The 26,249-nt window shown below is 47.9% G+C and carries 23 protein-coding genes, 1 tRNA gene and 1 pseudogene; 22 read left to right on the top strand and 3 right to left on the bottom strand.

What is annotated here, in order from left to right; genetic code table 11:
- Positions 1 to 2 precede the first annotated feature (2 nt).
- From ACSTTG_RS10885 to nadA, 16 genes are all read left to right on the top strand, one after another.
- Positions 3 to 860 carry a class I SAM-dependent methyltransferase gene (locus ACSTTG_RS10885; RefSeq protein WP_438474824.1) on the top strand — a complete coding sequence of 286 codons (858 nt, stop codon included), beginning with the start codon at positions 3 to 5 and terminating at the stop codon, positions 858 to 860.
- A 202-nt stretch (positions 861 to 1,062) separates the two neighbouring features.
- Positions 1,063 to 1,584 carry a crossover junction endodeoxyribonuclease RuvC gene (gene ruvC, locus ACSTTG_RS10880; protein ID WP_438457099.1) on the top strand — a complete coding sequence of 174 codons (522 nt, stop codon included), beginning with the start codon at positions 1,063 to 1,065 and terminating at the stop codon, positions 1,582 to 1,584.
- Between the two features lie 106 nt (positions 1,585 to 1,690).
- Positions 1,691 to 2,302, top strand: coding sequence for a Holliday junction branch migration protein RuvA (ruvA, locus tag ACSTTG_RS10875; RefSeq protein ID WP_438457100.1), 612 nt, complete (start codon positions 1,691 to 1,693; stop codon positions 2,300 to 2,302).
- 29 nt (positions 2,303 to 2,331) lie between these two features.
- Positions 2,332 to 3,336: a Holliday junction branch migration DNA helicase RuvB gene (ruvB, locus tag ACSTTG_RS10870; protein ID WP_438474823.1), complete on the top strand. Its 1,005-nt coding sequence runs from the start codon at positions 2,332 to 2,334 to the stop codon at positions 3,334 to 3,336.
- 595 nt (positions 3,337 to 3,931) lie between these two features.
- The gene (gene cydA, locus ACSTTG_RS10865) at positions 3,932 to 5,524 is read left to right on the top strand and encodes a cytochrome ubiquinol oxidase subunit I (protein WP_438457102.1); all 1,593 of its coding nucleotides are present in this window, start codon (positions 3,932 to 3,934) and stop codon (positions 5,522 to 5,524) included.
- A gap of 15 nt (positions 5,525 to 5,539) precedes the next feature.
- The gene (gene cydB / locus ACSTTG_RS10860) at positions 5,540 to 6,676 is read left to right on the top strand and encodes a cytochrome d ubiquinol oxidase subunit II (protein ID WP_438457103.1); all 1,137 of its coding nucleotides are present in this window, start codon (positions 5,540 to 5,542) and stop codon (positions 6,674 to 6,676) included.
- 12 nt (positions 6,677 to 6,688) lie between these two features.
- Positions 6,689 to 6,796 carry a cytochrome bd-I oxidase subunit CydX gene (gene cydX / locus ACSTTG_RS10855; RefSeq protein WP_000270285.1) on the top strand — a complete coding sequence of 36 codons (108 nt, stop codon included), beginning with the start codon at positions 6,689 to 6,691 and terminating at the stop codon, positions 6,794 to 6,796.
- Positions 6,789 to 7,091 carry a cyd operon protein YbgE gene (gene ybgE / locus ACSTTG_RS10850; protein WP_438457104.1) on the top strand — a complete coding sequence of 101 codons (303 nt, stop codon included), beginning with the start codon at positions 6,789 to 6,791 and terminating at the stop codon, positions 7,089 to 7,091. Before cydX ends, ybgE begins: the two co-directional genes overlap by 8 nt.
- A 169-nt stretch (positions 7,092 to 7,260) precedes the next feature.
- Positions 7,261 to 7,692: a tol-pal system-associated acyl-CoA thioesterase gene (gene ybgC / locus ACSTTG_RS10845; RefSeq protein ID WP_438457105.1), complete on the top strand. Its 432-nt coding sequence runs from the start codon at positions 7,261 to 7,263 to the stop codon at positions 7,690 to 7,692.
- Positions 7,682 to 8,371 carry a protein TolQ gene (tolQ, locus tag ACSTTG_RS10840; RefSeq protein ID WP_438474822.1) on the top strand — a complete coding sequence of 230 codons (690 nt, stop codon included), beginning with the start codon at positions 7,682 to 7,684 and terminating at the stop codon, positions 8,369 to 8,371. The genes ybgC and tolQ overlap by 11 nt, the downstream gene beginning before the upstream one ends.
- A 22-nt stretch (positions 8,372 to 8,393) precedes the next feature.
- Positions 8,394 to 8,837 carry an ExbD/TolR family protein gene (locus ACSTTG_RS10835; RefSeq protein ID WP_438457107.1) on the top strand — a complete coding sequence of 148 codons (444 nt, stop codon included), beginning with the start codon at positions 8,394 to 8,396 and terminating at the stop codon, positions 8,835 to 8,837.
- A 12-nt stretch (positions 8,838 to 8,849) separates the two neighbouring features.
- Positions 8,850 to 9,941 (top strand): cell envelope integrity protein TolA, encoded by a 1,092-nt coding sequence (tolA, locus tag ACSTTG_RS10830; RefSeq protein WP_438457600.1) that lies wholly within the window; start codon positions 8,850 to 8,852, stop codon positions 9,939 to 9,941.
- A 106-nt stretch (positions 9,942 to 10,047) separates the two neighbouring features.
- Entirely contained in the window at positions 10,048 to 11,406 is a 1,359-nt protein-coding gene (tolB, locus tag ACSTTG_RS10825) for a Tol-Pal system beta propeller repeat protein TolB (RefSeq protein WP_438474820.1), read from the top strand.
- 19 nt (positions 11,407 to 11,425) lie between these two features.
- Positions 11,426 to 11,977 (top strand): peptidoglycan-associated lipoprotein Pal, encoded by a 552-nt coding sequence (pal, locus tag ACSTTG_RS10820; RefSeq protein ID WP_438457109.1) that lies wholly within the window; start codon positions 11,426 to 11,428, stop codon positions 11,975 to 11,977.
- Between the two features lie 41 nt (positions 11,978 to 12,018).
- Positions 12,019 to 12,825 (top strand): tol-pal system protein YbgF, encoded by an 807-nt coding sequence (ybgF, locus tag ACSTTG_RS10815; RefSeq protein ID WP_438474819.1) that lies wholly within the window; start codon positions 12,019 to 12,021, stop codon positions 12,823 to 12,825.
- Between the two features lie 146 nt (positions 12,826 to 12,971).
- The gene (gene nadA, locus ACSTTG_RS10810; protein WP_438457111.1) at positions 12,972 to 14,033 is read left to right on the top strand and encodes a quinolinate synthase NadA; all 1,062 of its coding nucleotides are present in this window, start codon (positions 12,972 to 12,974) and stop codon (positions 14,031 to 14,033) included.
- A 96-nt stretch (positions 14,034 to 14,129) separates the two neighbouring features.
- Here the strand turns inward: nadA and ACSTTG_RS10805 are convergent, their stop codons facing one another.
- Positions 14,130 to 14,717, bottom strand: a complete 588-nt coding sequence (locus ACSTTG_RS10805; protein WP_438474818.1) for a UPF0149 family protein — start codon at positions 14,715 to 14,717, stop codon at positions 14,130 to 14,132.
- 186 nt (positions 14,718 to 14,903) lie between these two features.
- Between ACSTTG_RS10805 and ACSTTG_RS10800 the strand changes: the two genes are divergently transcribed.
- From ACSTTG_RS10800 to ACSTTG_RS10785, 4 genes are all read left to right on the top strand, one after another.
- Complete coding sequence (locus ACSTTG_RS10800) at positions 14,904 to 17,324, top strand: hybrid sensor histidine kinase/response regulator (protein WP_438474816.1); 2,421 nt, start codon at positions 14,904 to 14,906, stop codon at positions 17,322 to 17,324.
- A gap of 213 nt (positions 17,325 to 17,537) precedes the next feature.
- Positions 17,538 to 17,990, top strand: coding sequence for an L-alanine exporter AlaE (locus tag ACSTTG_RS10795; protein ID WP_438457114.1), 453 nt, complete (start codon positions 17,538 to 17,540; stop codon positions 17,988 to 17,990).
- Positions 17,991 to 18,135: 145 nt separating this feature from the next.
- Positions 18,136 to 18,223 (top strand) — tRNA-Ser (locus ACSTTG_RS10790).
- A 324-nt stretch (positions 18,224 to 18,547) separates the two neighbouring features.
- On the top strand, positions 18,548 to 19,033 hold the full coding sequence (locus ACSTTG_RS10785; RefSeq protein WP_438474815.1) for an integrase arm-type DNA-binding domain-containing protein: 486 nt from the start codon (positions 18,548 to 18,550) through the stop codon (positions 19,031 to 19,033).
- On the opposite strand, the pseudogene ACSTTG_RS10780 reads toward ACSTTG_RS10785, so the two are convergent.
- Positions 18,934 to 19,960 (bottom strand): annotated as a pseudogene (locus ACSTTG_RS10780) (IS630 family transposase); the annotation flags it as partial. The gene ACSTTG_RS10785 and the pseudogene ACSTTG_RS10780 sit on opposite strands and share 100 nt — an antisense overlap.
- Positions 19,961 to 20,007: 47 nt before the next feature.
- Positions 20,008 to 21,000 carry a TniQ family protein gene (locus ACSTTG_RS10775; RefSeq protein WP_438474814.1) on the bottom strand — a complete coding sequence of 331 codons (993 nt, stop codon included), beginning with the start codon at positions 20,998 to 21,000 and terminating at the stop codon, positions 20,008 to 20,010.
- Positions 21,001 to 21,163: 163 nt separating this feature from the next.
- Between ACSTTG_RS10775 and ACSTTG_RS10770 the strand changes: the two genes are divergently transcribed.
- Both ACSTTG_RS10770 and ACSTTG_RS10765 read left to right on the top strand, forming a co-directional pair.
- Positions 21,164 to 22,648, top strand: a complete 1,485-nt coding sequence (locus ACSTTG_RS10770; protein ID WP_438474813.1) for a sigma-54 interaction domain-containing protein — start codon at positions 21,164 to 21,166, stop codon at positions 22,646 to 22,648.
- A 74-nt stretch (positions 22,649 to 22,722) separates the two neighbouring features.
- Positions 22,723 to 26,160, top strand: coding sequence for a DEAD/DEAH box helicase family protein (locus tag ACSTTG_RS10765; protein WP_438474811.1), 3,438 nt, complete (start codon positions 22,723 to 22,725; stop codon positions 26,158 to 26,160).
- The last annotated feature ends 89 nt before the right edge of the window (positions 26,161 to 26,249 follow it).

Raw genomic sequence — 26,249 nt, 5'->3', positions numbered from 1 at the left:
TCATGCAAATAGATAACACGATTGCTCGCACCTTATTTATCCCTCTGTATATGAAAGCCAAAGAGGCAAAGCGCAAGGATGGCTTTTTCGATGATGAGGTGGCATGCCAACTTATCGAACAGGTCGATTTTGATTTTTCTGTCTTTGATAATGCGCTGCGCAGTCAAATCGGCTGTGTGCTGAGAGCGAACTACTTTGACCAACTTGTGTGTCAGTTTTTACAGACACATCCGCAGGGAGTCATAGTGAATGTTGGCTGTGGGTTGGATGCTCGCTATGAGCGCATTTGTCGCCAAATTCAGTGGCCTGAAACGGCGCTATTGTACGATTTAGATCTCCCTGAAGTGATGGATTTAAGAGGGAAGTTATTTACTCACAATCGACAAAATCCACCGTTAGCGGGCTCACTGTTTGAGCAGCAGTGGTTAGAGGAAATCTATAACAAACATGGCAACGTGCCAGTGTTTTTTATTATTGAAGGTGTGTTGATGTATTTTGATATTGACCGAGTCAAAGATGCCGTTGTGCAGATGGTTAACAGGTTCTCACAATGCCAAATTGCCTTTGATAGTTCGACGAGCCTGATGTGTAAGCTTTCTAATCATCATGATGCGATAAAACACACCAGTGCGGAGTTCAAGCTTTGTTTGGATAACCCTTATGATGTTGAGACTTGGCATCCCAGTATCAAACTCAAGTCGATTAAGCGCTACAGTGATTTCAAACGCTGGCGTGGTGTTGGCTGGTTTAACTATTGGTCAATGCGTTTGGTACCTCCACTGAATAATGCGTCATGTTTATTGCATCTAGAAGCGAATGACTCTTCAAGTTTGGGTAAAAATAAACGATTTAATCGATAACCAAGAAGAGCTTGGAGTAGCGTCTTGATAACCTCGCGACTCATCAACCCATAAGAGGTGGAAGTCTGTATCGTATGCAGCAGGTTAATCGATGCTCAACTCACGGCTTTATATTGACCACTTGATCATGAGAGCATTTCTCCAACCTGCAGAGCGTGTTACGCTAGTCGCCATTCTCAACCGCTTTGTTCATACATCATATATGTCGATTATTCTTGGGATCGATCCCGGCTCACGTATTACCGGTTATGGCGTTATTCGCCAGCAAGGCCGCCATTTGCAGTATTTAGGTAGTGGTTGCATCCGTATGTCAGAGAAAGAGCTGCCGGGTCGATTAAGACAGATCTATGCTGGGGTGAGTGAGCTTATTACCCAGTTTCAACCAGACGTGTTTGCGATTGAGCAGGTGTTTATGTCGAAAAACGCTGACTCAGCGCTTAAGCTTGGCCAAGCACGGGGCAGTGCGATTGTTGCGGCGGTGAATGCCGATCTTCCGGTTTATGAGTATGCAGCGAGATTGATTAAGCAGGCCGTGGTTGGCACCGGCGGTGCGGATAAAGCCCAGGTGCAGCATATGGTTCAGCATATGCTTAAACTGCCGGCCAAGCCGCAGGCGGATGCTGCGGATGCGCTGGGTGTGGCGATTTGTCACGCTAATACCAATAAAACGCTTGTTGCTTTAGCTGGTAAAGCCACCTCAGCGCGTCGTGGACGCTATCGTTAATATCCTCAGCCCTGCTAGATAGCACGGAATCGTGACTTGTACTGGCTATCCATCCAGTTATTGATTATCATCACTCCACTAACCGAACAACTATAGGAAACCTCCAGTGATTGGACGTCTGCGCGGAATACTGATTGAAAAATTGCCACCAGAAGTATTGATTGAAGTGAATGGCATTGGCTATGAAGTCCAAATGCCAATGAGCTGCTTCTACGAGCTGCCGAACGTTGGCGAAGAAGCCATCATCTATACCCACTTTGTGGTGCGTGAAGATGCTCAGCTGCTGTATGGCTTCAATACGGTGAAAGAGCGCGCGCTATTCCGTGAGGTGATCAAAGCCAATGGTGTGGGGCCTAAACTGGGTCTTGGCATCTTGTCTGGCATGACGGCAATGCAGTTTGTTGCGTGTGTTGAGCGAGAAGATATCTCGACCTTGGTTAAGCTGCCAGGCGTAGGTAAAAAGACCGCTGAGCGCTTGGTGGTAGAGATGAAAGACCGCCTCAAAGGCTGGGGTGAGGGCGATCTGTTTACACCTCATACTGATGCTGCGCCGATGGATTCAGGCGCGCCAAGTCAAAACAACGAAGAAGAAGCCGTCAGCGCACTACTTGCACTTGGCTACAAGCCGACCCAAGCTTCTAAGGTGATCTCGCAAGTTGCTAAAGACGGTATGTCGAGCGAAGAGCTGATCCGCGAAGCATTGAAGTCAATGGTATAAGTGTCAAACTGGTCAAAAGTTGAAGTGTCATGATTGAAGCCGATCGTTTAATCGCCCCAGAGAACCCAGTATTTAAAGACGAAGACGTGATTGATCGCGCCATTCGTCCTAAAAAGCTCCAAGATTACCAGGGGCAAGATCATGTCCGTGATCAGATGGAGATCTTCATTAAAGCGGCGCAGCTGCGCAGCGAAGCGCTCGATCACTTGTTGATCTTTGGCCCTCCGGGCCTGGGTAAAACCACGCTCGCTAATATCGTTGCCAATGAAATGGAAGTGAATATTCGCACCACCTCAGGCCCTGTGCTTGAAAAAGCCGGCGATCTGGCCGCGCTCCTGACTAACCTTGAAGAAAACGATGTGCTGTTTATCGATGAGATCCACCGCTTAAGCCCAATGGTGGAAGAGGTGCTGTATCCCGCGATGGAGGACTACCAGCTCGATATCATGATTGGTGAAGGCCCTGCGGCGCGCTCAATCAAGATTGATTTGCCGCCGTTTACGCTGATTGGTGCCACCACTCGAGCTGGCTCATTAACCTCGCCACTGCGCGACCGCTTCGGCATCACCCAGCGCCTTGAATACTACAAGATCCCCGATTTGCAACATATCGTCCAACGCAGCGCCGATTGCCTCGGCTTATCAATGGACCCAGATGGTGCACTCGAAGTAGCAAGACGTGCCCGCGGCACACCACGTATCGCCAACCGCCTACTACGCCGCGTACGCGACTACGCCGAAGTAAAAGGCGATGGCCACATCAGCGCCGAGATCGCCGACAAAGCACTTAACATGCTCGACGTCGACGCCGAAGGCTTCGACTACATGGACCGCAAACTCCTACTCGCGATCATGGAGAAATTCGGTGGCGGCCCAGTAGGCTTAGATAACATGGCCGCTGCCATAGGTGAAGAGAAGGACACCATCGAAGATGTTCTGGAGCCTTATCTAATCCAGCAAGGCTACTTGCAGCGTACGCCACGTGGCCGCATCGCAACTGATCGCGCTTATTTACACTTCGGCCTTGAAAAATAGAGGCGAGAGTCGAGAATAGAGAGGCGAGGGGTTTACAGCGTGTGATAAACCTTTCGCACCCGAATACCGGAGTCAATAATCGGTAGGTGGGCGAGATGTTCTCCGCGCGCGTTAAACCCCTCGAACCCCGGAACGAAGTGAAACCCGCTCCTCGGAACGCAGTGATACTCGCGCGCCCTGTGCGCGCCGTCACAATGTTACATTTTGGTTTTCATTATCGACCAAGCCTGGCTAGATAAATATGTTGCAAGTGTGTTCCAATTCACGCCTGCGACAGTTCCTTTCACCACATCTGTGTAACAGCCTGTAAAAAAAACGATTGACTTGCGTCAATCTGATGCTTTTTTATGCAATTTAACCTTTCAAATCTTGATCTTCATCAAGGCGCAATTTCGCAAGAAACTTTTTGAAACGCTCCCGATTAATCAGTAATATTAGCTCCAGCTATATTAGTTATCGCTTAACAAAAATACAACATTGCGATACAAGGCGGCAACAATCTCGCAAAAGGATTGCAATATTATTAGTCGCTAGGCGATAGCTAATGGAATTTAGTGTTTAGAAAGTGCCATTCAGCCGGCACAAAGGAGTAATAATGTTCGACATCGACGTAGTGGATCTGTCGCGGTTGCAGTTTGCAATCACCGCGATGTATCACTTCCTCTTCGTACCGTTGACTCTCGGTCTAGCTTTCTTGCTAGCTATCATGGAGTCTTTGTACGTTATGACCGACAAGCAAATCTACAAGGACATGACCAAGTTCTGGGGTAAGCTTTTCGGTATCAACTTTGCCCTTGGTGTTGCCACGGGTTTGACCATGGAGTTCCAATTCGGTACTAACTGGTCGTACTATTCGCATTACGTAGGGGACATCTTTGGTGCGCCTCTCGCCATCGAGGCCCTAGTTGCCTTCTTCCTTGAATCTACCTTTGTCGGTCTATTCTTCTTTGGCTGGGATCGCCTGTCCAAGCGCCAACACTTGGCGGTAACTTGGCTAGTCGCGCTTGGCTCTAACTTCTCTGCACTGTGGATCTTAGTCGCGAATGGCTGGATGCAAAACCCAGTTGGCGCTGAGTTCAACTTTGAAACCATGCGTATGGAGATGGTGAGCTTTGCTGAGGTCGTGCTCAACCCAGTCGCTCAGGTGAAATTTGTTCACACGGTTGCGTCGGGCTACACCACAGGTGCGATGTTCGTTCTTGCGATCAGCTCATACTACCTACTGAAAGGACGTGACATTGCCTTTGCTCGTCGCTCGTTCGCGATTGCAGCTTCTTTTGGTATGGCGTCAATCATCTCGGTTATCGTCCTAGGTGATGAATCGGGTTATGAGCTAGGTGACGTGCAAAAAGTCAAACTGGCCGCGATTGAGTCAGAATGGCACACCGAGCCGGCACCTGCTCCATTTACTGTATTTGGTATTCCTAACCAAGAAACTATGGAAACCGACTACGCGATTAAGATCCCTTACCTAATGGGTATCATCGCGACGCGTTCACTAGATAAAGAAGTAACGGGTCTGCGCGATCTGCGCGAAGAGCATATCGATCGTATCCGTAACGGTATGTACGCTTATGAGCTCCTTGAGCAACTGCGCGCTGGTAACAAGTCTGAAGCCAACATGGCGGCGTTTGATGAAGTCAAAGGCGACCTTGGTTACGGCATGCTGCTTAAGCGCTACACCGATGCGGTTGTCGACGCAACAGAAGATCAAATTCAAGCTGCAGCGGATGACTCAATTCCGACTGTATGGCCGCTATTCTGGTCGTTCCGTATCATGGTGGGCTGTGGCCTGATCATGCTGTTTGTCTTTGGTGCGGCGTTTGTTCAAACCTGTCGTCAGAAGATTGAGCAGAAACAGTGGGTGCTTAAAGCTGCGCTTTGGAGTTTGCCACTGCCTTGGATTGCAGTAGAAGCAGGTTGGTTCGTCGCTGAATATGGTCGTCAGCCATGGGCGGTGGGTGAGATCCTACCGGTTAGCGTGGCTGCCTCAGCACTGACTGCAGGTCAAATCTGGACATCACTGTTTGCCATCATTGCGCTTTACACTGTTTTCTTGATTGCTGAGGTTTACCTGATGCTGAAGTTCGCACGTAAAGGCCCAAGCAGCCTGAAAACAGGCCGCTACCACTTTGAACAAAACGCCACGACTGTCGAAGACAAGCTTGGCCGTCAAGTTGAAGCGTAATACAAGGAGAGATGTATGTTTGATTACGAAGTGTTGCGATTCATCTGGTGGGTACTGATTGGTGTCCTACTGGTCGGCTTCGCGATTACCGATGGTTTCGATATGGGTGTGGGTGCCCTAGTCCCATTTGTCGGTAAAACCGACAACGAGCGCCGCGTGATGATCAACTCGATCGCGCCGCACTGGGATGGTAACCAAGTTTGGCTAATTACCGCTGGTGGTGCGCTGTTTGCAGCCTGGCCATTGGTTTACGCGACGTCATTCTCTGGTTTCTACTTTGCGATGATCATTACCTTGGCCGCACTTTGGCTGCGCCCAATTGGCCTTGATTACCGCTCTAAAATCGAAGATCCAAAATGGCGTGAAGCGTGGGATTGGGGCATTTTTGTCAGCGGCTTTGTGCCACCGGTAATCTTCGGTGTCGCATTTGGTAACCTGCTGCAAGGCGTTCCATTCCAGCTCAGTGATTTCTTGATGCCAACCTATCACGGCTCATTCTTTGGTTTGCTCAACCCATTTGCTCTGCTGTGTGGTTTTGTCAGCCTGTTTATGATTGTGATGCAAGGCGCGACTTGGCTACAGATGAAGACCACCTCTGATGTTCACACTCGCTCACGCAATGTCGCACAAATCACCGGTATTCTTACCGCAGTATGCTTTGTCCTAGCGGGTTTCTGGGTGCAGTCTATCGAAGGCTACGTGATCGTCGGTGGCATTGACACCAATGCAGCGTCTAACCCACTGAACAAAGAGGTTATCCGTGAAGCGGGTGCGTGGATGCGTAACTTTGAGCAATACCCACTGTTGTGGCTAGCGCCAGCACTGGGTGTGTTTATGCCTCTCCTAGCCGTGGTTGCTTCACGCTTTGAGAAGTGTGGCTTTGCCTTCCTAACCTCAAGCTTGGGTAACGCAGGTATCATCCTGACGGCGGGCTTTGCCATGTTCCCATTTGTGATGCCATCAGACTTGGTGCCTTCACACAGCTTGACGATGTGGGATGCCACCTCAAGTGAACTGACACTGAACCTGATGACCGCGGTTGCGGCTGTGATGGTGCCAATTATTCTGGCTTACACATCTTGGACTTACTACAAGATGTTCGGTCGCCTTGATGACAAGTTCATCGAGGAAAACAAAAACTCACTGTATTAAGGAGTCGAAGCTATGTGGTATTTTGCATGGATTCTAGGTGTACTGTTGGCGTGTGCGTTCGGCATCATCAACGCGCTATGGCTAGAGCACACTGAAATGATGGACAAAGACAGTGAGTGATCTGAATCACCAGATTCAGTCGTTACATAAGCCATTGGATAGGGCGCCGCTGCGCGTCTTATCCCTGCTGCTGGGCTTCTTCCATGTCGCAATGCTGATGTGGGAGCCTGAGCTGTATAGCCAGGCGATAGGGGGCTTCAATGCGCTGATCGCGCCTTTGATGATCCTTGCGCTGTGCAGCAGCATGATCTTTGGGATTGGTTTTAAGCCACGCTTTTGGCTGTGGCAAATACTATTCAGCCCCTATATTTCACTGTCAGTATTACTCTATTTGTCGGTTGCTTACGTGCTATAAGCCGTTCAAAAGAGTTAGTAAATGTTAATAAAAAAACGCCAGCCGAAAGGTTGGCGTTTTTTTATGCATTTTCAGTGCGATAACATGATATATTCAGGCAAAAATGTACTTAAATGCTAAACACTTACTAATACTTTGCGTTATAGTAAGTTTTTCGTGTGGAACCCAAATGGATAACATTTTGCATACTTCTGATAACCCTTTTCATTGGCCTGTCACTATTTACTACGAAGATACGGACGCAGGTGGTGTGGTGTATCACGCTAACTACGTCAAGTATTTCGAGCGGGCGAGAACAGAGTTATTGCGTTCAGTTAACATCTCGCAACATGTGTTGCTGGAACAAAAAATTGGTTTTGTAGTCCGACATATGGACATCGATTTTTTGCAGTCAGGACGCCTTGACGATCAACTGACAGTAAGCACATATATTCATGAATTGAAAAAGGTTTCGCTGACTTTCTGTCAAGAGATTGTCAATCCCGCTGGGAAAACTTTGTGCCGTGCCATCGTTAAGATAGCATGTGTGGATATTGATAAACTAAGGCCTAAGGCCATACCAAACGAGCTACTTTTGGAGTTAACCGCAAGTGACCGCTGATATTTCTTTTTTCGACCTCTTTTTACAAGCAAGCGTGCTGGTGCAATTAGTGATGCTGACCCTACTTGGTATGTCAGTGATCTCTTGGGCAATGATCATCAAACGCAGCAAAGCGATCAAACAAGCCTCCAAAGAAGCTGAAGACTTTGAAGACAAATTCTGGTCAGGCAACGATCTGGCCATCATCTACCAAGGCATGAAATCGCGCAAAGATGAGCTGGCTGGTAACGAGGAGATCTTCTACTCGGGCTTTACTGAGTTTGCACGTCTGCGTAAGACCAACCCTGATGCGCCAGATTTTGTGATGGAAGCAACCGGTCGTGCGATGCGCGTGGCGGTGGCTCGTGAAGTTGATGATCTGGAAACCAACCTGCCGTTTCTTGCGACCGTTGGCTCAATCAGCCCATACATTGGTCTGTTTGGTACGGTATGGGGCATCATGCACGCGTTTATCGCCCTAGGTGAGGTGAAACAAGCAACCCTAGCCATGGTTGCACCGGGCATCGCGGAAGCATTGATCGCGACGGCGATGGGTCTATTCGCAGCCATTCCAGCCGTAATGGCTTACAACAGCCTAAGTAACAAAGTGGGTAAACTTGAGCACTCGTACGCGACGTTCTCAGAAGAGTTCCACACGATCCTGCATCGCCAAGCAATGGCAGCCAAGGATCAACACTGAACAGAACTCTTGAGGATTAAACATGGCGGGTTATCAACCTAAAAAACGTAAGATGACAGCGGAGATCAACGTTGTGCCTTACATCGATGTGATGTTGGTACTGCTGATTATCTTTATGGTGACGTCACCCTTTATTACTCAAGGGGTGGACGTGGAGCTGCCGAAGACCTCGGCGGCCAAGCCTGCATCGGAACTAGCAGGTGAATCCGAGTCGAGCTTTATCATTGTTGAAATCGATCGTGACGGTAACTTGGGACTGAGCGTCAATGATGAAGAGGTGATGCGCGGCTTGGGGATTCAGGACATTATTGTGCGTGTTCGAGCTGAGCGCTCGCTCAAGCCAGACTCTCCAGTGGCGGTCGGCGGAGATGCCGCAACGCCTTATGCCGACGTGGTGTTGGTATTGGATGAGTTGAGCCGAGCAGGAATTGAGAAAGTTGGCTTGTTAACGGACATCAAGGAGTAGATGCAGTTTACCATGCGAGAAAAGAGAACCAAGAATCACGGATTGGGTAAGCCTCTGGCGATCTCTTTCAGTATCCACGCAGCGGTGATTGTAGGGTTACTGTTTGGCACCGATTTTTCCATGTCAACGCCTGAGCCACAGCGCCAAGTCGTGCAAGCCGTGGTGGTGGACCCGTCTGCGGTTCGCCAGCAAGCGCAGCAGATCCGCGCTGAGCGCGAAGCTGCGGCTAAGCGCGAGCAAGACCGTTTGGACAAGCTGCGCCGCGAAAGCGAGCAACTGGAGAAGAATCGCCGCGCCGAAGAAGAGCGCATTCGTCGTCTGAAAGAGCAGCAAGCACGTGAAGCCAAAGCCGCTCGCGAGGCTGAGATCCAGCGCAAGAAGGTTGAGCAAGAGCGCAAAGCCGAAGAAGCGCGAGTCAAGCAAGAGCAAGAGCGGGTGCGTAAAGAGCAAGAGCGCGTTAAGCAAGAGCAGGAGCGTGTTCGCAAAGAGCAAGAGCGAGCGGCAAAGCTTGAGGCGGAGCGCAAAGCCAAAGAAGAAGCGATTCGTGTTGCAGAAGCTGAGCGTGTGGCGCGTGAAAAAGCCGCCCGTGAGGCCGAAGAGCGTGCTCGCGTTGAGCGTGAAGCGGCAGAAAAAGCCGAAGCCGAGCGTATTGAGCAAGAGCGCGCTGCTAAAGAAGCGGCAGAAAAAGCGCGGCAAGAGCAAGAGCGCCTAGATAGACTCGAGCGTGAGCGCAAAGAGCAAGAAGCGGCGCTGAACGATATTTTTGCCGGCATGGAAGCCGAGTCACAAAGCAATCAAGCGGCGCAGTCGCGTCATAACCAGTCTGAGGTGCAGCGATACAGTGCTATCTACACCCAGCTGATTCAGCAGAACCTGCTACTTGAAGACCGCTTTGTGGGAAAGTCTTGTCGAGTGAATCTGCGTCTGATCCCAACTGGTTCAGGCGCTATCGTGGGTAACATCAGTATTGAGAGTGGCGATCGTCATTTGTGTAATGCGAGTAAACGCGCGATTGCTCAAGTGTCGTCATTCCCAATGCCGACGAATCAGCCAGCGGTGATAGAACAGTTAAAAAACATCAATTTAACCGTTCGACCAGAGTAAGATTCACATCGCTATGACTTTCGAGCATCGGCGAGATAGTATTGTTACAGCCGTAGAGTTTGACTCTACGACCCGTGGACAAAATACAACAGAAAGGAACAAGCTTGTGATAAAGCGTGTATTTTTAGGACTTATCCTAACCCTCACCGCAGCGGTCTCCACCGCCCATGCGGCTTTGGAGCTGGTGATCACCGACGGGATCAACTCAGCGCGTCCAATCGCGGTCGTCCCGTTTAAATGGGAAGGGGCAACGCCGCTCCCTGAAGATATCTCTGGCGTGATTGCCTCTGACTTGCAGCGCAGTGGTAAATTCAACCCATTGCGGGTTAGTTCCATGCCACAAACGCCGAACGATGAGCGAGAAGTCGATTTCGATCAGTGGCTCGCGACGGGTGTTGATGCGGTTGTGGTCGGTTCGATTAAGCAAAACCAAGCCGGTGATTACCGCGTTAATTATCAGTTGATCGACGTGGTTCGCGGTCAGTTGACCCAAGGTGAGTCACGTAGCCTCTCTTCAGATGGCAAGCTGGTTTCATCTCGTGATCACGTGATGTTCAACAAGGTGGCGACGGTACCAAAAAGTCGCATGCGCGATTACGCTCACCGTATTTCTGATTTGATCTATGAAGAGCTTACTGGCGAAAAGGGCGCTTTCCGCACTCGTATCGCGTATGTGGTAGGTCAAGAAGATGCCCAGTACCCGTATCAACTGCGTGTGGCAGACTACGATGGCTATAACGAGCGCCTAGTATTGCGCTCAAAGCAGCCATTGATGTCTCCTGCTTGGTCACCTGATGGCAGCAAACTTGCTTACGTGAGCTTCCAAAACGGCCAATCTGAAATCTTTATGATGGACATCTACACCGGTGAGCGCGAGAAATTAACCTCTTTTCCACGTCACAACGGTGCGCCACGCTTCTCGCCAGATGGCAACAAGCTCGCAGTGGTTTTGTCTAAGTCAGGCAGCTTGCATGTCTATACCTTAGACCTTAAGACCCGCCAGCTTGAGCAACTGACCACCGGACGCTCAAATAACACCGAGCCATACTGGACGCCAGACGGTAAAGGCCTAGTGTTCACCTCTGACCGCGGTGGTCGCCCACAGATTTATCAAATCGCGTCTAACGGCGGCACGCCGAAGCGAATTACTTGGCAGGGCTCACAAAACCTCAGTGGTCAAATCACCCCAGATGGTCGTTTTATGGTGATGGTGAACCAGAACAACGCGGGTCAATTTAACCTCGCCAAACAAGATCTAGAGACAGGAGCGGTACAAATCCTGACGGAGACGCTCCTCGACGAATCACCAAGCCTTGCGCCAAACGGCAGCATGGTGATATACAGCTCTATGCATAATCAGGCGAATGTGCTATCGATGGTGTCCATCGATGGACGTTTTAAAGCTCGTTTACCATTGACTAACGGTCGTGTGCGTGCGCCCGCTTGGTCCCCATTTTTAAAATAAATACAAAAGGAATATTTAGATGCAATTTAGTAAAGTGTTTAAAGGCTTGATGATTGCTTTGCCGGTTATCGCAATGACGGCATGTAGTTCAAGTGATGAAGCAGTAAACGCTGAAGGTTCTTCAACGGATTATGAAACAAACCAACCGGCTGCAGAAACGCCAAAAACAGATAACACTGTTGTTTCTCCAATCGATGACGGCAAGGATGCACTGACTGAGCAAGAGCTACAACAAAAAGCACTTGCTGAGATGTCAACTATCTACTTTGCATTCGACAACGCGTCTATCTCAGGCGACTACGAAGAAGTGCTAGCGTCACACGCGGCTTTCCTAGTATCTAACCCATCAAAAGATGTGACTATCGAAGGTCACGCGGATGAGCGCGGTACTCCTGAGTACAACATTGCACTGGGTGAGCGTCGTGCTGAAGCAGTAGCGAAATACCTACAAGCTCTAGGTGTTCAACCTGATCAGGTATCTATCGTGAGCTACGGTGAAGAGAAGCCAATCGCCTTCGGTCAATCTGAAGAAGCTTACGCTCAAAACCGTCGCGCAGTACTGGTATACTAACCAGCCGCTCGGTTAATAATATATAGAAGGAGAGTGATGCCATGTCGATTGAGTGCATCATTACAACGGGTCGAGTTTTTACTCTTTCAGGTTTAGCTCTTGCGCTGTCGGGTGCGGTAATTGCCGCGCCTGCTCCTGTCGCAGACATTACCGCGACCAATGCCACAGTAACGGCGACCGCTACCAATACGGCAGCGGTCAGCGGCGCTGAAACCGAAGTTCAACGCCTAGAGCGCGTTCTTGAAAGTCGCAACCGCACGCAAGCGCGTATGCAGATGCAGATGGACGAGATGGCTCAGGAGATCAGTGAACTTCGTGGTCAGTTAGAGCAAAACAGCTACGAGCTGCAGCAGATGCTTCAGCGTCAGCGTGAGCTGTTTATTGAACTCGATAAAGTCCGTACTCAAGCGCCAGCAGTCGCTGTCGTACCTGTCGAGTCTGATGAGGACGACGCACCTATCGGTGGCAAGGCGACATCGAATGCTGGTGAGCAGCAAGCCTACCAAGAAGCGGTAGACTTGGTGCTGAAAAAACGTGATTACTCTGCGGCGATTGTGGCGTTCCAGGAGTTCCAAGAGGAATACCCGGATTCGACTTACAGCGCCAACGCGCATTACTGGCTTGGTCAGCTTTATTTTGCTAAGAAGCAAGATAAAGATGCGGTGAAGAGTTTTGCGGCGGTGGTGTCGCACAAAGAGTCAAATAAGCGTGCTGACGCGATTTTGAAGCTTGGTGAGATCGCGCGTCGTAATGACAATATGGATGCGGCGAAAAAATACTATCAACAAGTTATCTCTGAATACCCAGACAGTGCCTCGGCTAAACTGGCGAGAGAGCGCATCAAATAGCGCGTAATGTGTTGATTTTGCATTAAGGCGGCCCTAGGGTCGCCTTTGTTTTTTCCGCTGAAGGAACCTGTTGCCTTGCAACCTTTGATCCGACATTTCACAGGGTGTACAATCGCTTAATCGTTGTAACACTGAGAGCCCGGGCCATGAGCCATATCCTAGATAAAATCGATACTGTTTATCCTTTCCCACCTAAACCGATGCCACTGTCGGATGAGGAAAAGGCGCAGTACGTCGCAAGCATCAAAGCATTATTAGAAGAAAAAGATGCGGTTCTGATTGCACACTACTACACAGACCCTGAAATCCAAGCCCTTGCGGAAGAGACTGGCGGCTTTGTCGGTGATTCTTTGGAAATGGCCAAATTTGGTAACCGTCATTCCGCTAGCACGCTGATCATTGCGGGCGTGCGCTTTATGGGCGAATCGGCGAAAATCTTGACGCCAGAAAAAACCATCCTAATGCCAACGCTAGAGGCAGAGTGTTCACTTGACCTTGGCTGTCCAGAAGACAAGTTCACCGAGTTTTGTGACGCACACCCTGACCATACGGTTGTGGTTTATGCCAACACATCAGCGGCAGTGAAAGCTCGCGCTGACTGGGTCGTGACGTCAAGTATTGCCCTAGAAATCGTTGAGCACCTTGATGAAGAAGGCAAGAAAATCATCTGGGGTCCGGATCGCCACCTAGGCTCTTACATCTCAAACCAAACTGGCGCGGAGATGCTACTGTGGAATGCGGAGTGTGTGGTTCACGACGAGTTCTCTGCCGATGCATTGCGCAAGATGAGAAACGTCTACCCAGACGCGGCTATCTTGGTTCACCCAGAGTCACCTGCGAGTGTTGTCGAGCTTGCCGATGCAGTGGGCTCAACCAGTCAGCTGATTAAAGCGGCTAAAGAGCTGCCACATAAGCAGATGATTGTCGCGACTGATAAAGGCATCTTCTTTAAGATGCAACAGCTAGTGCCAGAGAAAGAGCTGATTGAAGCGCCGACGGCTGGTGCAGGCGCGACATGTCGCAGCTGTGCTCACTGTCCTTGGATGGCGATGAACGGCCTTAAAGCGATTGAGCAAGCGCTGCGTGAAGGCGGTGCTGAGCACGAGATCTTTGTTGATGAGCAAGTGCGCGTGAAATCGCTAATCCCGCTCAATCGTATGCTGGATTTCGCTGAGCAGTTGAATATCAAGGTCAAAGGCAACGCGTAAGTCGTCGTTAAGGCGAAAACCGTCTTTGAAGCATAAAAAAGCAGAGCTCGATTGGCTCTGCTTTTTTTGATCTTGTGAGGCTTGTTTTATTCAGGCCTAGTCGTCTTGCGCTTGAGCTAGCGCTTGACCGCGCTGTGATAGGCCGCAAATCATCACCGGGATAGCGTTGAAGATCTCTTCAAATTGCTCCAAGCCTTCCATGCCTTGCTCTTTAAGCGTGGCGAGTGATGTCAGTGGGTCGTATAGCATGGAGAGAGAAAGCAGCACGCCGCCAAGTAGGGCATTGTCTTCACTGTCCTCTGGCATCAGAGTTTCCCAATCATCACGGCTGAGCTGCCAGCCTTGCAGCATGCCTTCACAAAACTCACGTGTCTCCTCGCTGACAATATCTTCTTCATCGAGCGTGCAAGCCTGTGGCCACTGCCACGTACCTTCAAGCAGTTGAGGGCCGGTCTCGTTCCAGATGTTGATCACCAGCTGGATATACTCCTCAAGCTGAGCGCCATCGCTAAACGGCGCTTGTTCCTCGCCGCCCCACAAGAAGGGTAGCCATTCGTTGACCTCAAGTAGGTAAGGGGCGCTCGCCATTGCGGTGATAAAACCACGCGTCTGCGCTTCGCTTAGTAACTTATCCTGCAGCTCGTGCGTTGCAATCAGTTCAGATAGGGTCACTTTAGTTTCCATTTATTGCTGAGTGTGTTTACAGGGCAGTGTAGCAAGCCAAGGCAGAAAAATCAGGCAAAATAGCTTGCCAGATCAGACGTGTGTAGTTAGCTTTGAATAAAGGCTAGGCAACAATCACCACCAATAGCCGCAGTGGAACGACTCAATTACAGCTATGGATAGCATGACTAGGGATAGCGCATACCGATGGAACAGACGTCCTCATTAAGGCGAAAAAGTAAATTCGCACTCAGTGTGTATCTCATCATTATCATTACCGTGATAGGTAGCGTGGTCTACAAGGTGGTGGAGCCGCCCGTGCGCGAGCAACTCCAGCATAGTCTGGACCTACGTACTATGCTGCTGGCCGCAGAAATTGAGCAGCAACTGAATAACTCCTTGGTTATTTTGAACAACATCAGCAGTGTCGGCGAGTCCGGCCTAAGTGCGTTTGGTCAACGTGAGCTGCTCTATTCAACCTTTGCCAATAATACCGGCATTGCCGTCAGCGGCGGCTTATGGCCCGAGCCAAAGAACACCGAGCAAGGTAAAGTTTATCAAAGCCTGTTCTTTAACCGTGCCGCCGATGGGCTGGTTGAGCAGATCTATTCGTGGAATAACCCCGCTGGCGGTGGATACGACCAAGAGGGATGGTATCGCAGTGCGATTAACCTGCCTTCGGGTGAGGTTGTTTGGTCGCCGGTATATATAGACCCGTTTACCCATGTTCAGATGATCACCGCATCGGCTGCCTACTATGTTGAGGGGCAGTTTGCCGGTGTCGCGACGGTAGACATCTCCCTCGTTGACCTAATCGAGAGTGTTCGCCAGCACGCAGAACAATACAATATCGGCCTGGTGCTCAACGATGGCTTTGGCGAGACGATTATTCATCACAACTACAAGGTGGTGGAGAACATCTATATCTGTCAGCACACCTTTGGGGATTTTAATTGGCAGGTCAATGTGGTCAACTCGCAGTACTTAGTCAAAGATCAGGTCTTTCATCTGGTCTCGCAGATTGAGGCGGGCGTTATTCCAATCCTCTTGCTGTGTATCCTATTGGGTTACTATCTACTGAGCCACTATTTGATTCGGCCCATTGTCTCAATCGCAACCTGTGTGCAGGGCAGCAAACAGAGCGATACCATTGATATCGACTATCGCAGCCAGGATGAGATCCGTTTACTGATTGATAGCTTTAATCAAAAAACCGTGTTTCTTGAGGATGAGCGACGCCAAGCTCAGGTGTCAACAGAGGCCAAGAGCGCGTTTCTAGCGACCCTGTCTCATGAGATCCGCACGCCAATGAATGGGGTGCTCGGTACCGCGCAGATCCTGCTCAAGAGCGATCTTAACCCCGAGCAACGAAAAATGATGCGCATGCTGTATGACTCGGGCGATCATATGATGACGCTGCTTAATGAGATCCTCGATTTCTCCAAGATAGAGCAGGGGCAGCTTGAGCTCGATAATAGCGCCTTCCCGCTGGACAACATCATTGGCAGTATCAATAGCGTTTATCACACCCTGTGCACCGAGAAAGGCCTCGACTTTAGGATCCGTACCGAGGTGCCTCACGACCGCTGGTATTACGCCGATAAGGCGCGTCTGCGCCAGGTGTTGTTTAACCTGCTTAACAATGCCGTTAAGTTCACCTCGCATGGCTTTATTGAGGTGTACATGAAAGAGCTACACGTCGGCGAGAATCATTTTTTAAGTATCCGCGTGCGTGACACTGGGATTGGGATCACCAAAGAGGCTCTCGAGAAGGTCTTCTCTCCATTCCAGCAAGCAGAATCCACCACGACCCGTCGCTATGGAGGCACCGGGCTTGGCCTCGCGATCGTTAAACAGCTTGTGGAACTCATGGGCGGCAGTATCACCCTCAATAGTGAGGTCGGGATTGGCTCAAGCTTTGAGGTTGTGGTCAAGGTAGAGCTCGCGACGCCTGCAGCCCCTCCAGTGTCGATTGAGCAAAGTAAGACGTTTAAGGGCCTTAAAGCCCTGATTGTTGAGGACAACCGCACTAACGCGATCATTATTGAAGGCATCTTAAAAGGTAAGCTTTTCGATATCTGCGTGGTTGAGAACGGTCAATTGGCGGTTGAAAAACTCACTCATCAGTCATTTGATTTGGTGATGATGGATAACCACATGCCGGTGATGGATGGCATAGAGGCCACAAGACGGATTCGCGGCTTAGATAACGCCATGAGTATTGTCCTGATCCTTGGCTGTACCGCAGATGTATTTGAGGAAACCAAGCAACGTATGTTGGCCGCGGGTGTTGACCACATTATTCCTAAACCAATGAAAGAAAAAGAGCTGGATGATGCGCTGTACTTTTATGCTGATAAGCTGCGCCAGTTCCAGCAACACGCACACTCATCTGCTGCGATTGGCTACAGCGATGAGCTTGAGGCTGTTGTCGTGGATCTGAGTATCTCCATCGACAATCAAGCCTATGATCAAGCTCAAAAGGCATTAGATAGCCTATTCCCGATGCTTCCCGTCGAGAATACCGAAGGCAAACGATTGCTTGAGTCACTTCAGCTATCTATCGAGCAAAAACAGCCACCATCGAAAGAGCTGATGGACAATTTGGTTGTGCATATTTTGAGTTGATAGTCATATATTCTACTATAGATTCAAAAGATGGTTTGTTTCACTGGTTTTTGTTTTATATTTAATATCCTAATCTAAATATTTTATGTTCTAATAGCGCCATCGTCTGGTCGTCATTGGCCGGGCTTTTTTATGCCTGTTGATCAGCCGAGCTTAGCCGGTGCTGATTGATAAGCACCTGATTTTAAGTCGTGTTATTGGAGCCTAAAGAGAATGAAAGCGCGAGCGCCGTTCTGTATTCGCAACGCAGCAGCAGATACTTTTGCTATGGTGGTTTTTTGTTTTGTCACTGGGATGGTCATTGAAATCCTGATATCAGGAATGACATTCCAACAGTCACTGGCCTCAAGAACACTCTCTATCCCAGTCAATATTGCGATTGCTTTCCCATATGGCCTGTTCCGTGATTTTTGCTTGCGCCAAGGCAAACGAATCTCTGAGACGGCGCTAATGCGTAATATCTCAGACTTGGTTGCTTACGTGCTGTTCCAATCACCGGTTTACGCACTTATCTTGCTGGCCGTTGGCGCATCAAGCGAGCAGATCATTACCGCAGTTTCTAGTAACGCAGTGGTATCGTGCGGTATGGGCGTCCTGTACGGCTACTTCCTAGACATGTGCCGTCGCTGGTTCCGTGTTCCTGGTTATCAGCGTCAATCAGTGTAAATTGCTCAATCAATCAGCGAGATAGCTAAATAATCGCCACTTGGTACGCAAAAGCCGATTTTTTTCCAATATCTGCTTGACCAAAGACCTCCGAATCATTAAATTAGCGCCTCGTTGGCACACGATGCCAACCCAATCAAAATACGGTGAGTTGTCCGAGTGGCTGAAGGAGCACGCCTGGAAAGTGTGTATACGGCAACGTATCGAGAGTTCGAATCTCTCACTCACCGCCACATTCTAGAAGAAAGACGTCCTTGGACGTCTTTTTTTATGCCTTTAACTTCTAAAAATCAATATGTTATCGTTCGATAACGTCCAAAGAAACCCTAGTTCGTTCGCCGTTTTGTGGTATGACAATGTGTATGATTTAATCACTATCAACTTCGGAATCATACCATTTGAATGTGTTTTTTTAGCCCTATAAAAGTCTCAAATTGCTCATAAATTAGAGCGTATGGCGATTATTGTGTCGATAAATCAGAGATTTATATTTTAGTGGTATGATTCGAAAAAACTAACTTTTTCTGAGCATTGCTTTGTCATACCTAGGGGGCAATATGTCACACTTGATACATCGTTTGAAAGATAAGGAAATTGAACAAGCACAGGGTCGAGATCGTAGCTATCGTTTACCGGATGGTGGTGGTCTCTATCTGTTGGTAAAACCTAACAACCTCAAATATTGGGAGTTTCGTTACACTAAGCCTGGGACTAAACAGAGAACCTTCTTGGGGTTGGGTAGCCTAGACATGCTAAAAGTTAATGGTGCTCGTGATAAGGCGTTTGAAATGCGTAAACTTCTCAAGGAAGGAATTGACCCCAGACTGGATCGGATAGAAAAGAAAAACCTAATTCAGCAAGAGCAAGCATGCACATTTGAGTCTGTTGCTGGTGAATGGGTTAAGACAAAGACGAGACAGAAACCAAAGACTGTTAAAGGAATCAGGTTAATCCATTCTCGACTACACATTTTGGTAACCCTATCTGTACTGTCCAAGAATCGATTCCATGCCTTGCACACTTTCGACACGATATCGTTGTAATCAGTGAAGCTCTGGTTGGCAAGATAATGCTGCCTGAGCCAGCTCCACACCTGTTCTATTGAGTTTAGCTCTGGTGAATAGGGTGGAAGTTTGATGATGCTGACATTATTGAACTCTTGTGCAATATCATCGGTATGCCATCCGGCATCATCCATGATGACCACCGCATGACGACCTTTCTCTGTAACCGTTGAGACCTGCTTGAGATGCTCAATCATGATCTCTTTGTTGACCCATGGAACAACCATAGCTTCTCCGATCCCTCTAGCGGGGCATACTGAGCCAAACAAATAAGCATATTCAAACTGCTGCTGTTTTATCGCTCTCGGTCTCGAACCTCGCTGTGCCCAAAGACGGGTTGTGGTATTTTGCTGACCAAACCTCGCTTCATCTTGAAACCAAACATCGACGTTATCGAGCCCCATATGGCCTGGGATCTTAAGGATCGTTTCAATTTTGAATTTTTTTAAAATCGTCTTGGACTTGTTGCGATTGACGAGGGTGTTTGGAGCGTGAAGTTATCCAAGAGAAGCCCATATGATTAAGCAGATAGTAGATAGAATCAGGGTGGTAGTGTTTACCAAACTCTTTCACGATGTAGGCATGTATATCAGCCCCTGTTAATCTGCCGCCAGATGAATCTTCAGCTCGAGACTTTATGAACTGGCTTAACTGTTCACGCTGTTGAGCATTGAGAAAAGCGGGACGACCCGTTCTTGGTTTTTCTTGCAGCCCTTCAAGCCCTTTTTCAAGAAATACTTGTACCCACTTATTTACACTGGTTCTACTGACTTTAAGAAACTTAGCGATTTGGGTACGAGAATGACCATCTTTGAAGTGGGCCAATGCGAGTAATCGCATCTTCATCTGGATAGATTTTTGTTGGCTAGCAAGCTTTTTAAAATCAATATTATCGAGGCTGTCCATAGCATCCATTTTCACGTGAAAGTAACAGCCTCAATTAGATCATATTTTTACTTAGATTGGTATAACGCATTCATTTTAAGATTGGCGATTAACCCCTTGTCTTGCCACAAACGCTTTTCTAAGTGGCTGAGAAGCTCACTTAGGATGATATTGTGTTGAAGGTTCCGTTCAGGCAACCGAATCGAACTGAAAAATAGTGGACTTAGAAGGTCTTTTAGTCGTAACTCAGATGTGCTGACAACAGCATGCTCAAGGTTGAACTCGATTTCATCGTCGATCATTGAATGAAATGCACTTGGCCAGTTTGCGAAAAAATGGGTGAATGAACGATGGTCGAACTTATTGTCATTAAGGTGCATCCACCAATGTACCAAGCCCCAGCGATAGCTTTGAGGGAGGTGTGGTAGCTCTTTAGATTCAAAACCAGCAAGCCAATTTGCTACAACGGATATAGCATCACAGCTACTCCCACGACTATCTGTAGCTATAGGTTTTTTGCAACTGCTACAAATTCCATTTATCCCCGATGTCCTATAGTCATATTCAGCACCACAGTCACAAGTGCTGACTAACAGCACATCGTGAATGTGGCAATGATCGTAACCCTCCAAATGCCAGAGGTAGGAAGCATAACCATCTTTTTGGAGGCACAAAGGGCAGCAGGGTATCGAGTTAGTGCGGAGCAAACTACGAGGAAACACTTCAGAACCTCGTATCACGGCAGATGTCGAAGGTGAATACTTCAAGTTCGTTCTGTTTATTGTCAACCCAAGTAGCTCAGTCGGTTCATTAAATGTCAGTTGAGCGAGTTTCAGGAATGACGCCGTTCGCGCGCTGGAACTATTTTTAGCTGAGTATGGGTTTATCCGAGTTATATCAGTAGGAAAGCTCCTATAGCCATTATGGTCGATGTCTTGCAGGTAGCGTTTTGTAGCCTCAAGGAAGCGATGGACATACTCATATCCATTGCTGTTAGCAACCCTGATACAGAAGCTCTCCAGACTCTCGTTAGTGTGGGGCTTTGGCCTTTGCAAAAACATAAAGTTCCTCCTCAAATTCCACTATAGGAGTTCAAAACGAGTCCGATTGTGTTTTCGTTTGGTTTGAGACGTTCGACACAAATTGGTATGTAGTTGAATATCAACTTAGTGCTCATTGCTGTAAACTCTGTTCCTATAAGTAAAAATAGTTACGGACGTAAGAATGGCAACGTTACTCACTTGGCTTGGCAGAACTGATCTTGACCAAATGAAGCAGGATAATCCCGCCTCAATTGCAACGATTGCACTTAAAGGCAAGATTCTAGACAGTATTATTATCCTTGCCAGTACATGGGAAGATGAATGGCATGAATACAAAGAATGGTTGGAGAAAAAGCTCGCCTGCGCGGGACGTTCCAAGACCTTAGTGACCATTCAACGAGTTCGATTGTCGTCACCAATAGACTATTCAGCTATAACAAAAGTGATGCAGAAACAACTGAGTAAAGTATCTGCTGGCTCAGAAAGCCTTTATCTGAACCTCACATCTGGAACGCCAGCAATGACGGTAGTTTCTGTCCTTCTCGGCAAGAGCGTTGGCAAATGCCAGTTTCTGCAAACATCTCCGAAAGGAGAGTTAATAGAAGTTGATATCCCTGTCGATTTCGCGACGGAGTACGTTAGAACATCCACTAGTGCTATACAGTCACTCACATCAGATGCCCCCAGATTGAGCTCGGCATTTGAAGCTATCACGGCGAAATCGGAAATCATGCGACTTCTAGTGAAAAAAGCTCACAGACTTGCGTTATCGGACTTACCTGCACTTGTCCTAGGTGAAAGTGGATCAGGCAAGGAGGTCATGGCAACAGCCATTCATAATGCAAGCGCTCGCGCTGAAAAGCCTTTTAGAGCCGTAAACTGTGGTGCGCTACCAGAGAACTTGGTGGACTCAATTTTGTTTGGTCACGTCAAAGGTGCATTTACAGGAGCAGATAAAGATCATTCAGGGCTATTCGAGCAGGCCAATGGCGGCACCTTGTTCCTTGACGAAGTGGGCGAGCTCCCGCTCAATGTCCAAGTTAAATTACTGAGAGCGCTGCAACAAAAAGAAATTACAAGAGTTGGTGACGTTAAGTCTAAGGTTGTTGATGTGCGTATTATTGCAGCCACGCACCAAGATCTATTTCAGATGACATCGCAAGGTGTCTTTCGTGAAGATTTGTTCTACCGACTTGCTGTTGGGGTAATTGAAATGCCACCGCTTAGAGCGAGATCGGAAGACATTCCAGAGCTCATATCAACTCTGATGAATGATATCAATCAACAGGCCGAAAAACATCCTCTGTTTGAAAGTAAGAAAATTTCCACCGATGCAATTAATTTTGCACAATCATACTCGTGGCCCGGAAATATCAGGGAGCTTTGGAATACACTGAATCGAGCAGTGTTATGGTCTGAATCGACCACCATTTCTGTCGAAGACCTTCAATCGTCAGTATTGAGTGCAGGCAGAAACCAATCTTCACAGAGCGATTTTTCTGTACCTGGGGATATACAGCAATACATTGATAATATTAAGAAAGGTGCGGTTGAATTAGCTTTAGAGTATAGTCGTAATAATAAATCCAAAGCGGCGGAAGCACTAGGTCTAAAGAGTCATCAAACGTTAAGCGGATGGATGACAAAATTAGGTATTGAAGAGTAAACGAGTAGGCTAGAACACGGTTGGCATAACCATTGCTCATTGAGGTCAGGAGAACAAAAAGAGTGAAAACGTCAATGAACTTTGAACATCTAAGAAAAGACTGGCCAGAACTGGCTGAACTGGGCGCATTTGCTGAAGCTTATGCGGTGACTGATCCACAAAGTTCGATGGTTAAGCTTCGTTGCTACGTCGAAAAAATCGTAGGCTATCTTTATAGAGAGCTACGTTTACCTGTATTGCCTAATGCGTCGGTACACGACAAGCTGACCAGTGCCTCGTTTACTGCCATCATTCACAACGATATTCTTGATAAGTTTCACGCTGTTCGTAAAGGCGGAAACAAAGCCGCTCATGACGGGTATGTTAATCAGCATGATGCGCTCTGGTTACTCAAAGAGTCCTACCTAATTGGTTGCTGGCTTTTCATCGCCTATGGCGATGGCTCACAAGAAGAATGCCCTCGCTACACTCAACCAGATAATGCTCCGTTAGAGGGTGAGTCTAAAGCAGAATTCAAACGTAAAAACAAACAGCTACAGCAAAAACTTGCCCAGAACAGTGAGCAGTTAACACAGGCGTTAAAAGAGCTTGAAGAGGCTAAAGAAGCCCAGTTACTGGCACAACAGGCTGCAAGTAAGCTCAAGTTGGAAGTTGACCAAACTAAAGCTGACAAGCTAAAGCGCAACACCCTCAAGTTGAAGAACAGCTTTGACTTTAACGAAGCGGAAACACGTAAACGTCTAATCGATTCAGAGTTGAGAAGTGAAGGTTGGGACGTCGCGCTGGAAGAGGTGAGCACCGAACAAGTATCCAAAGAGTACGAAGTAGAAGGCCAGCCGACTCAATCAGGCAAAGGTCGTTGTGACTACGTCTTGTGGGATGACAACGGAAAACCGCTGGCGGTTATTGAAGCGAAGAAAACCCGCGTGGATGCACGTGCAGGACAAGAGCAAGCCAAAATTTACGCTGATGCGTTAGAAAAACAAACAGACCAACGTCCCGTTATTTTTTACACCAATGGCTACGATATCTGGTTATGGGATGATGCTCAGGGTTACGTACCACGCAAACTGTTTGGTTACTACTCTAAAGACAGCTTGCAATACCTTATCCAGCAGCGTGCGTTGAAGAAAGATCTCAACAGCACGCCAATAGATACTGAAGTTGCAGGACGACTCTATCAAATGGAGTCGATCACTCGTGTCTGTGAACGATTTAACAACAAACACCGCAAAGCTCTGATTGTACAAGCAACTGGTACGGGCAAAACGCGCGTTTCTATTGCATTGACTAAGCGTTTACTTGATGCCGGTTGGGCAAAGCGAGTCCTGTTTTTATGCGACCGTAAAGAGCTTCGTAAGCAAGCGGCCAACGCATTTAATGAGTTCACTAAAGAGCCGCTGTTCGTAAAAGGTAAAAGTAAAAAAGACCTCGCCAGTAAAGCGCGTATCGTGATCGCGACTTACCCAGGTATGATGCAATCCTTCGAAGAGTTTGATGTCGGTCACTTCGACCTTATTATTGCTGACGAATCGCACCGCTCCATCTACAACAAGTATGGTGAGCTGTTTAAGTATTTTGATGCCCTACAAGTTGGCTTAACCGCAACGCCAGTTGAGATGATCTCCCGTTCTACCAGCCAGTTGTTTGGTTGTGACTACAAAATGCCAACGGCGAACTATCCGCTAGAACAGGCGATTGAAGAGGGAAACCTTGTACCTTTCAAAGTCGTTTCTCATACCACCAAGTTCTTGCGTGATGGCATAAAAGGCAATGAGCTCACTGATGAGCAGATAGCTGAGCTTGAAGATCAAGGCATCGACCCGAATGAGCTCGATTTCGATTCAAAGCTGATTGATAAAGCAATTTTCAATAAAGACACCAACCGCCAGATCATCCGTAATCTGATGGAACGTGGTCTTAAAGATGCAGATAATCAATTGCCAGGTAAATCCATCATCTTTGCTCGTAGCATCAAACACGCAGAACTTATCGCCGATCTGTTTGCCGAAATGTATCCCGATCTTGGTGGCAACTTCTGCCGAGTGATTCACTCGAAATACGAACGAGCGGATGAACTGATCGACAACTTCAAAAGCGCTGAAGGCAACAAAGAAGAAATCACCATTGCGGTGTCTGTCGACATGCTTGATACCGGTATTGATGTGCCGGAATGTATTAACCTTGTGTTTGCTAAACCGATTAAATCGAAAGTGAAATTTTGGCAAATGGTAGGTCGTGGTACTCGTTTGTGTGAAAACTTGTTTGGTCCAGGCGAACATAAAAAGCATTTCTTGATCTTCGATCACTGGAACAACTTTGAATACTTCAAAATGAACCCAGATGAAGACGATGGTGCAAAAGGTAAGTCTCTTGCGCAAAAGGTGTTTGAAGCACGGCTAAACTTGGTTGATGAAGCGCTCAAACGCGCTGAAATGGATATATTCGATGCGGTGGTTCCGCAGATTAAAGCCGATATCGATTCACTCAACGACAAAACTATCGAGGTGCGTGAAAACTGGCAAATTAAAGCGCAGTTAAGCGATGAGAAAACCTTGCACCAAATGGCTCCGGATACCAAAGAGCGACTCCGTTCCACAATCGCTCCGCTGATGCAATGGAAGCCAATTACTGGCGAGAGTGAAGCATTGCGTCTCGATCTTCAGTTCTTAGAACTTGAGCTTATTAAACTCAAGCAACCCTCTAAGGTCGATATTGTTGCGTTGCCGATTATGGACAAGGTTACCACACTTTCGATGCACCTTAACGAAGTGCGCAGCAAGGCCAGTACGATTAAGCAAGTACAGCAGCCGAACTTCTGGAACGATGCTGGCCACAATGAATTAGAAGCTTGTCGAAGTGAGTTGCGAACGGTGATTCATTTACGTGATAAAGGCGCGACACCGCCACCTAAGCCAACACCCGTATTGGACGTGAAAGAGGATGCCGCTGAATATCGCACGGAAGAGGTGAAAACCGATATTGTTACGGTTGACTATCAGATCTATAAACAAGAGGTCGAAAAAACCCTTTCGCCATTGTTTGAATCTAATGAAGTGTTACAGAAAATACGTGCTGGACAATCGGTAACTGAAGCGGATTTAGACACGCTCAATGCGCTTGTGCATACACAAAACCCAAGTGTCGACCTTTCGATTTTGAAAGAGTTCTTTCCGGAATCAACAGCAGGTCTTGACCAGATTTTGCGTACCATTGTTGGGATGGATGCTAAGGCGATTGAAGGTGAGTTCACAGCGTTCGTACAGCAAGTACACACGCAACTTAACTCAAGACAGCAACGTTTTATCGGCATGCTCAAAAATCACCTCTGTCGCTACGGTAGCGTTGATATTGAAGAGCTCTACGAAGCACCATTCAATCAAATTGATGATGCTGGCTTAGATGGCGTATTCCCAATCCCAGCGCAAGCGGATGTAGTAGAGCAGTTTGTTCGACGCTTTAGTGTCCATTTGGGTGAGAAACAAGCAAGTTTCGATAAAGTAGTGAATTAACTCTTTGGCAAAAGGGACCGGCTAAGTACACTACAACCAATTACAATTGTCGCTAGCTACCTGCTAGCGTCAATTGCCATAAAAGAATA

This window comes from Vibrio glycogenivorans, from assembly GCF_051660965.1.
Classification (GTDB): Bacteria; Pseudomonadota; Gammaproteobacteria; order Enterobacterales; family Vibrionaceae; genus Vibrio.
This window is presented reverse-complemented; position numbering and strand designations above follow the sequence as displayed.

Excerpts from the sequence above, each read along its gene's own strand:
- nadA (WP_438457111.1), top strand. The coding sequence starts at position 12,972 with ATGAGCCATATCCTAGATAAAATCGATACTGTTTATCCTTTCCCACCT.
- ACSTTG_RS10805 (WP_438474818.1), bottom strand. The coding sequence starts at position 14,717 with ATGGAAACTAAAGTGACCCTATCTGAACTGATTGCAACGCACGAGCTG.
- pal (WP_438457109.1), top strand. The coding sequence starts at position 11,426 with ATGCAATTTAGTAAAGTGTTTAAAGGCTTGATGATTGCTTTGCCGGTT.
- cydA (WP_438457102.1), top strand. The coding sequence starts at position 3,932 with ATGTTCGACATCGACGTAGTGGATCTGTCGCGGTTGCAGTTTGCAATC.
- ACSTTG_RS10775 (WP_438474814.1), bottom strand. The coding sequence starts at position 21,000 with ATGTTTTTGCAAAGGCCAAAGCCCCACACTAACGAGAGTCTGGAGAGC.
- ACSTTG_RS10765 (WP_438474811.1), top strand. The coding sequence starts at position 22,723 with ATGAACTTTGAACATCTAAGAAAAGACTGGCCAGAACTGGCTGAACTG.
- ACSTTG_RS10800 (WP_438474816.1), top strand. The coding sequence starts at position 14,904 with ATGGAACAGACGTCCTCATTAAGGCGAAAAAGTAAATTCGCACTCAGT.
- tolA (WP_438457600.1), top strand. The coding sequence starts at position 8,850 with ATGCGAGAAAAGAGAACCAAGAATCACGGATTGGGTAAGCCTCTGGCG.
- cydB (WP_438457103.1), top strand. The coding sequence starts at position 5,540 with ATGTTTGATTACGAAGTGTTGCGATTCATCTGGTGGGTACTGATTGGT.
- ACSTTG_RS10835 (WP_438457107.1), top strand. The coding sequence starts at position 8,394 with ATGGCGGGTTATCAACCTAAAAAACGTAAGATGACAGCGGAGATCAAC.
- ACSTTG_RS10795 (WP_438457114.1), top strand. The coding sequence starts at position 17,538 with ATGAAAGCGCGAGCGCCGTTCTGTATTCGCAACGCAGCAGCAGATACT.
- ybgC (WP_438457105.1), top strand. The coding sequence starts at position 7,261 with ATGGATAACATTTTGCATACTTCTGATAACCCTTTTCATTGGCCTGTC.
- ACSTTG_RS10885 (WP_438474824.1), top strand. The coding sequence starts at position 3 with ATGCAAATAGATAACACGATTGCTCGCACCTTATTTATCCCTCTGTAT.
- ruvC (WP_438457099.1), top strand. The coding sequence starts at position 1,063 with ATGTCGATTATTCTTGGGATCGATCCCGGCTCACGTATTACCGGTTAT.
- ybgF (WP_438474819.1), top strand. The coding sequence starts at position 12,019 with ATGTCGATTGAGTGCATCATTACAACGGGTCGAGTTTTTACTCTTTCA.
- ACSTTG_RS10785 (WP_438474815.1), top strand. The coding sequence starts at position 18,548 with ATGTCACACTTGATACATCGTTTGAAAGATAAGGAAATTGAACAAGCA.
- cydX (WP_000270285.1), top strand. The coding sequence starts at position 6,689 with ATGTGGTATTTTGCATGGATTCTAGGTGTACTGTTGGCGTGTGCGTTC.
- ACSTTG_RS10770 (WP_438474813.1), top strand. The coding sequence starts at position 21,164 with ATGGCAACGTTACTCACTTGGCTTGGCAGAACTGATCTTGACCAAATG.
- ruvB (WP_438474823.1), top strand. The coding sequence starts at position 2,332 with ATGATTGAAGCCGATCGTTTAATCGCCCCAGAGAACCCAGTATTTAAA.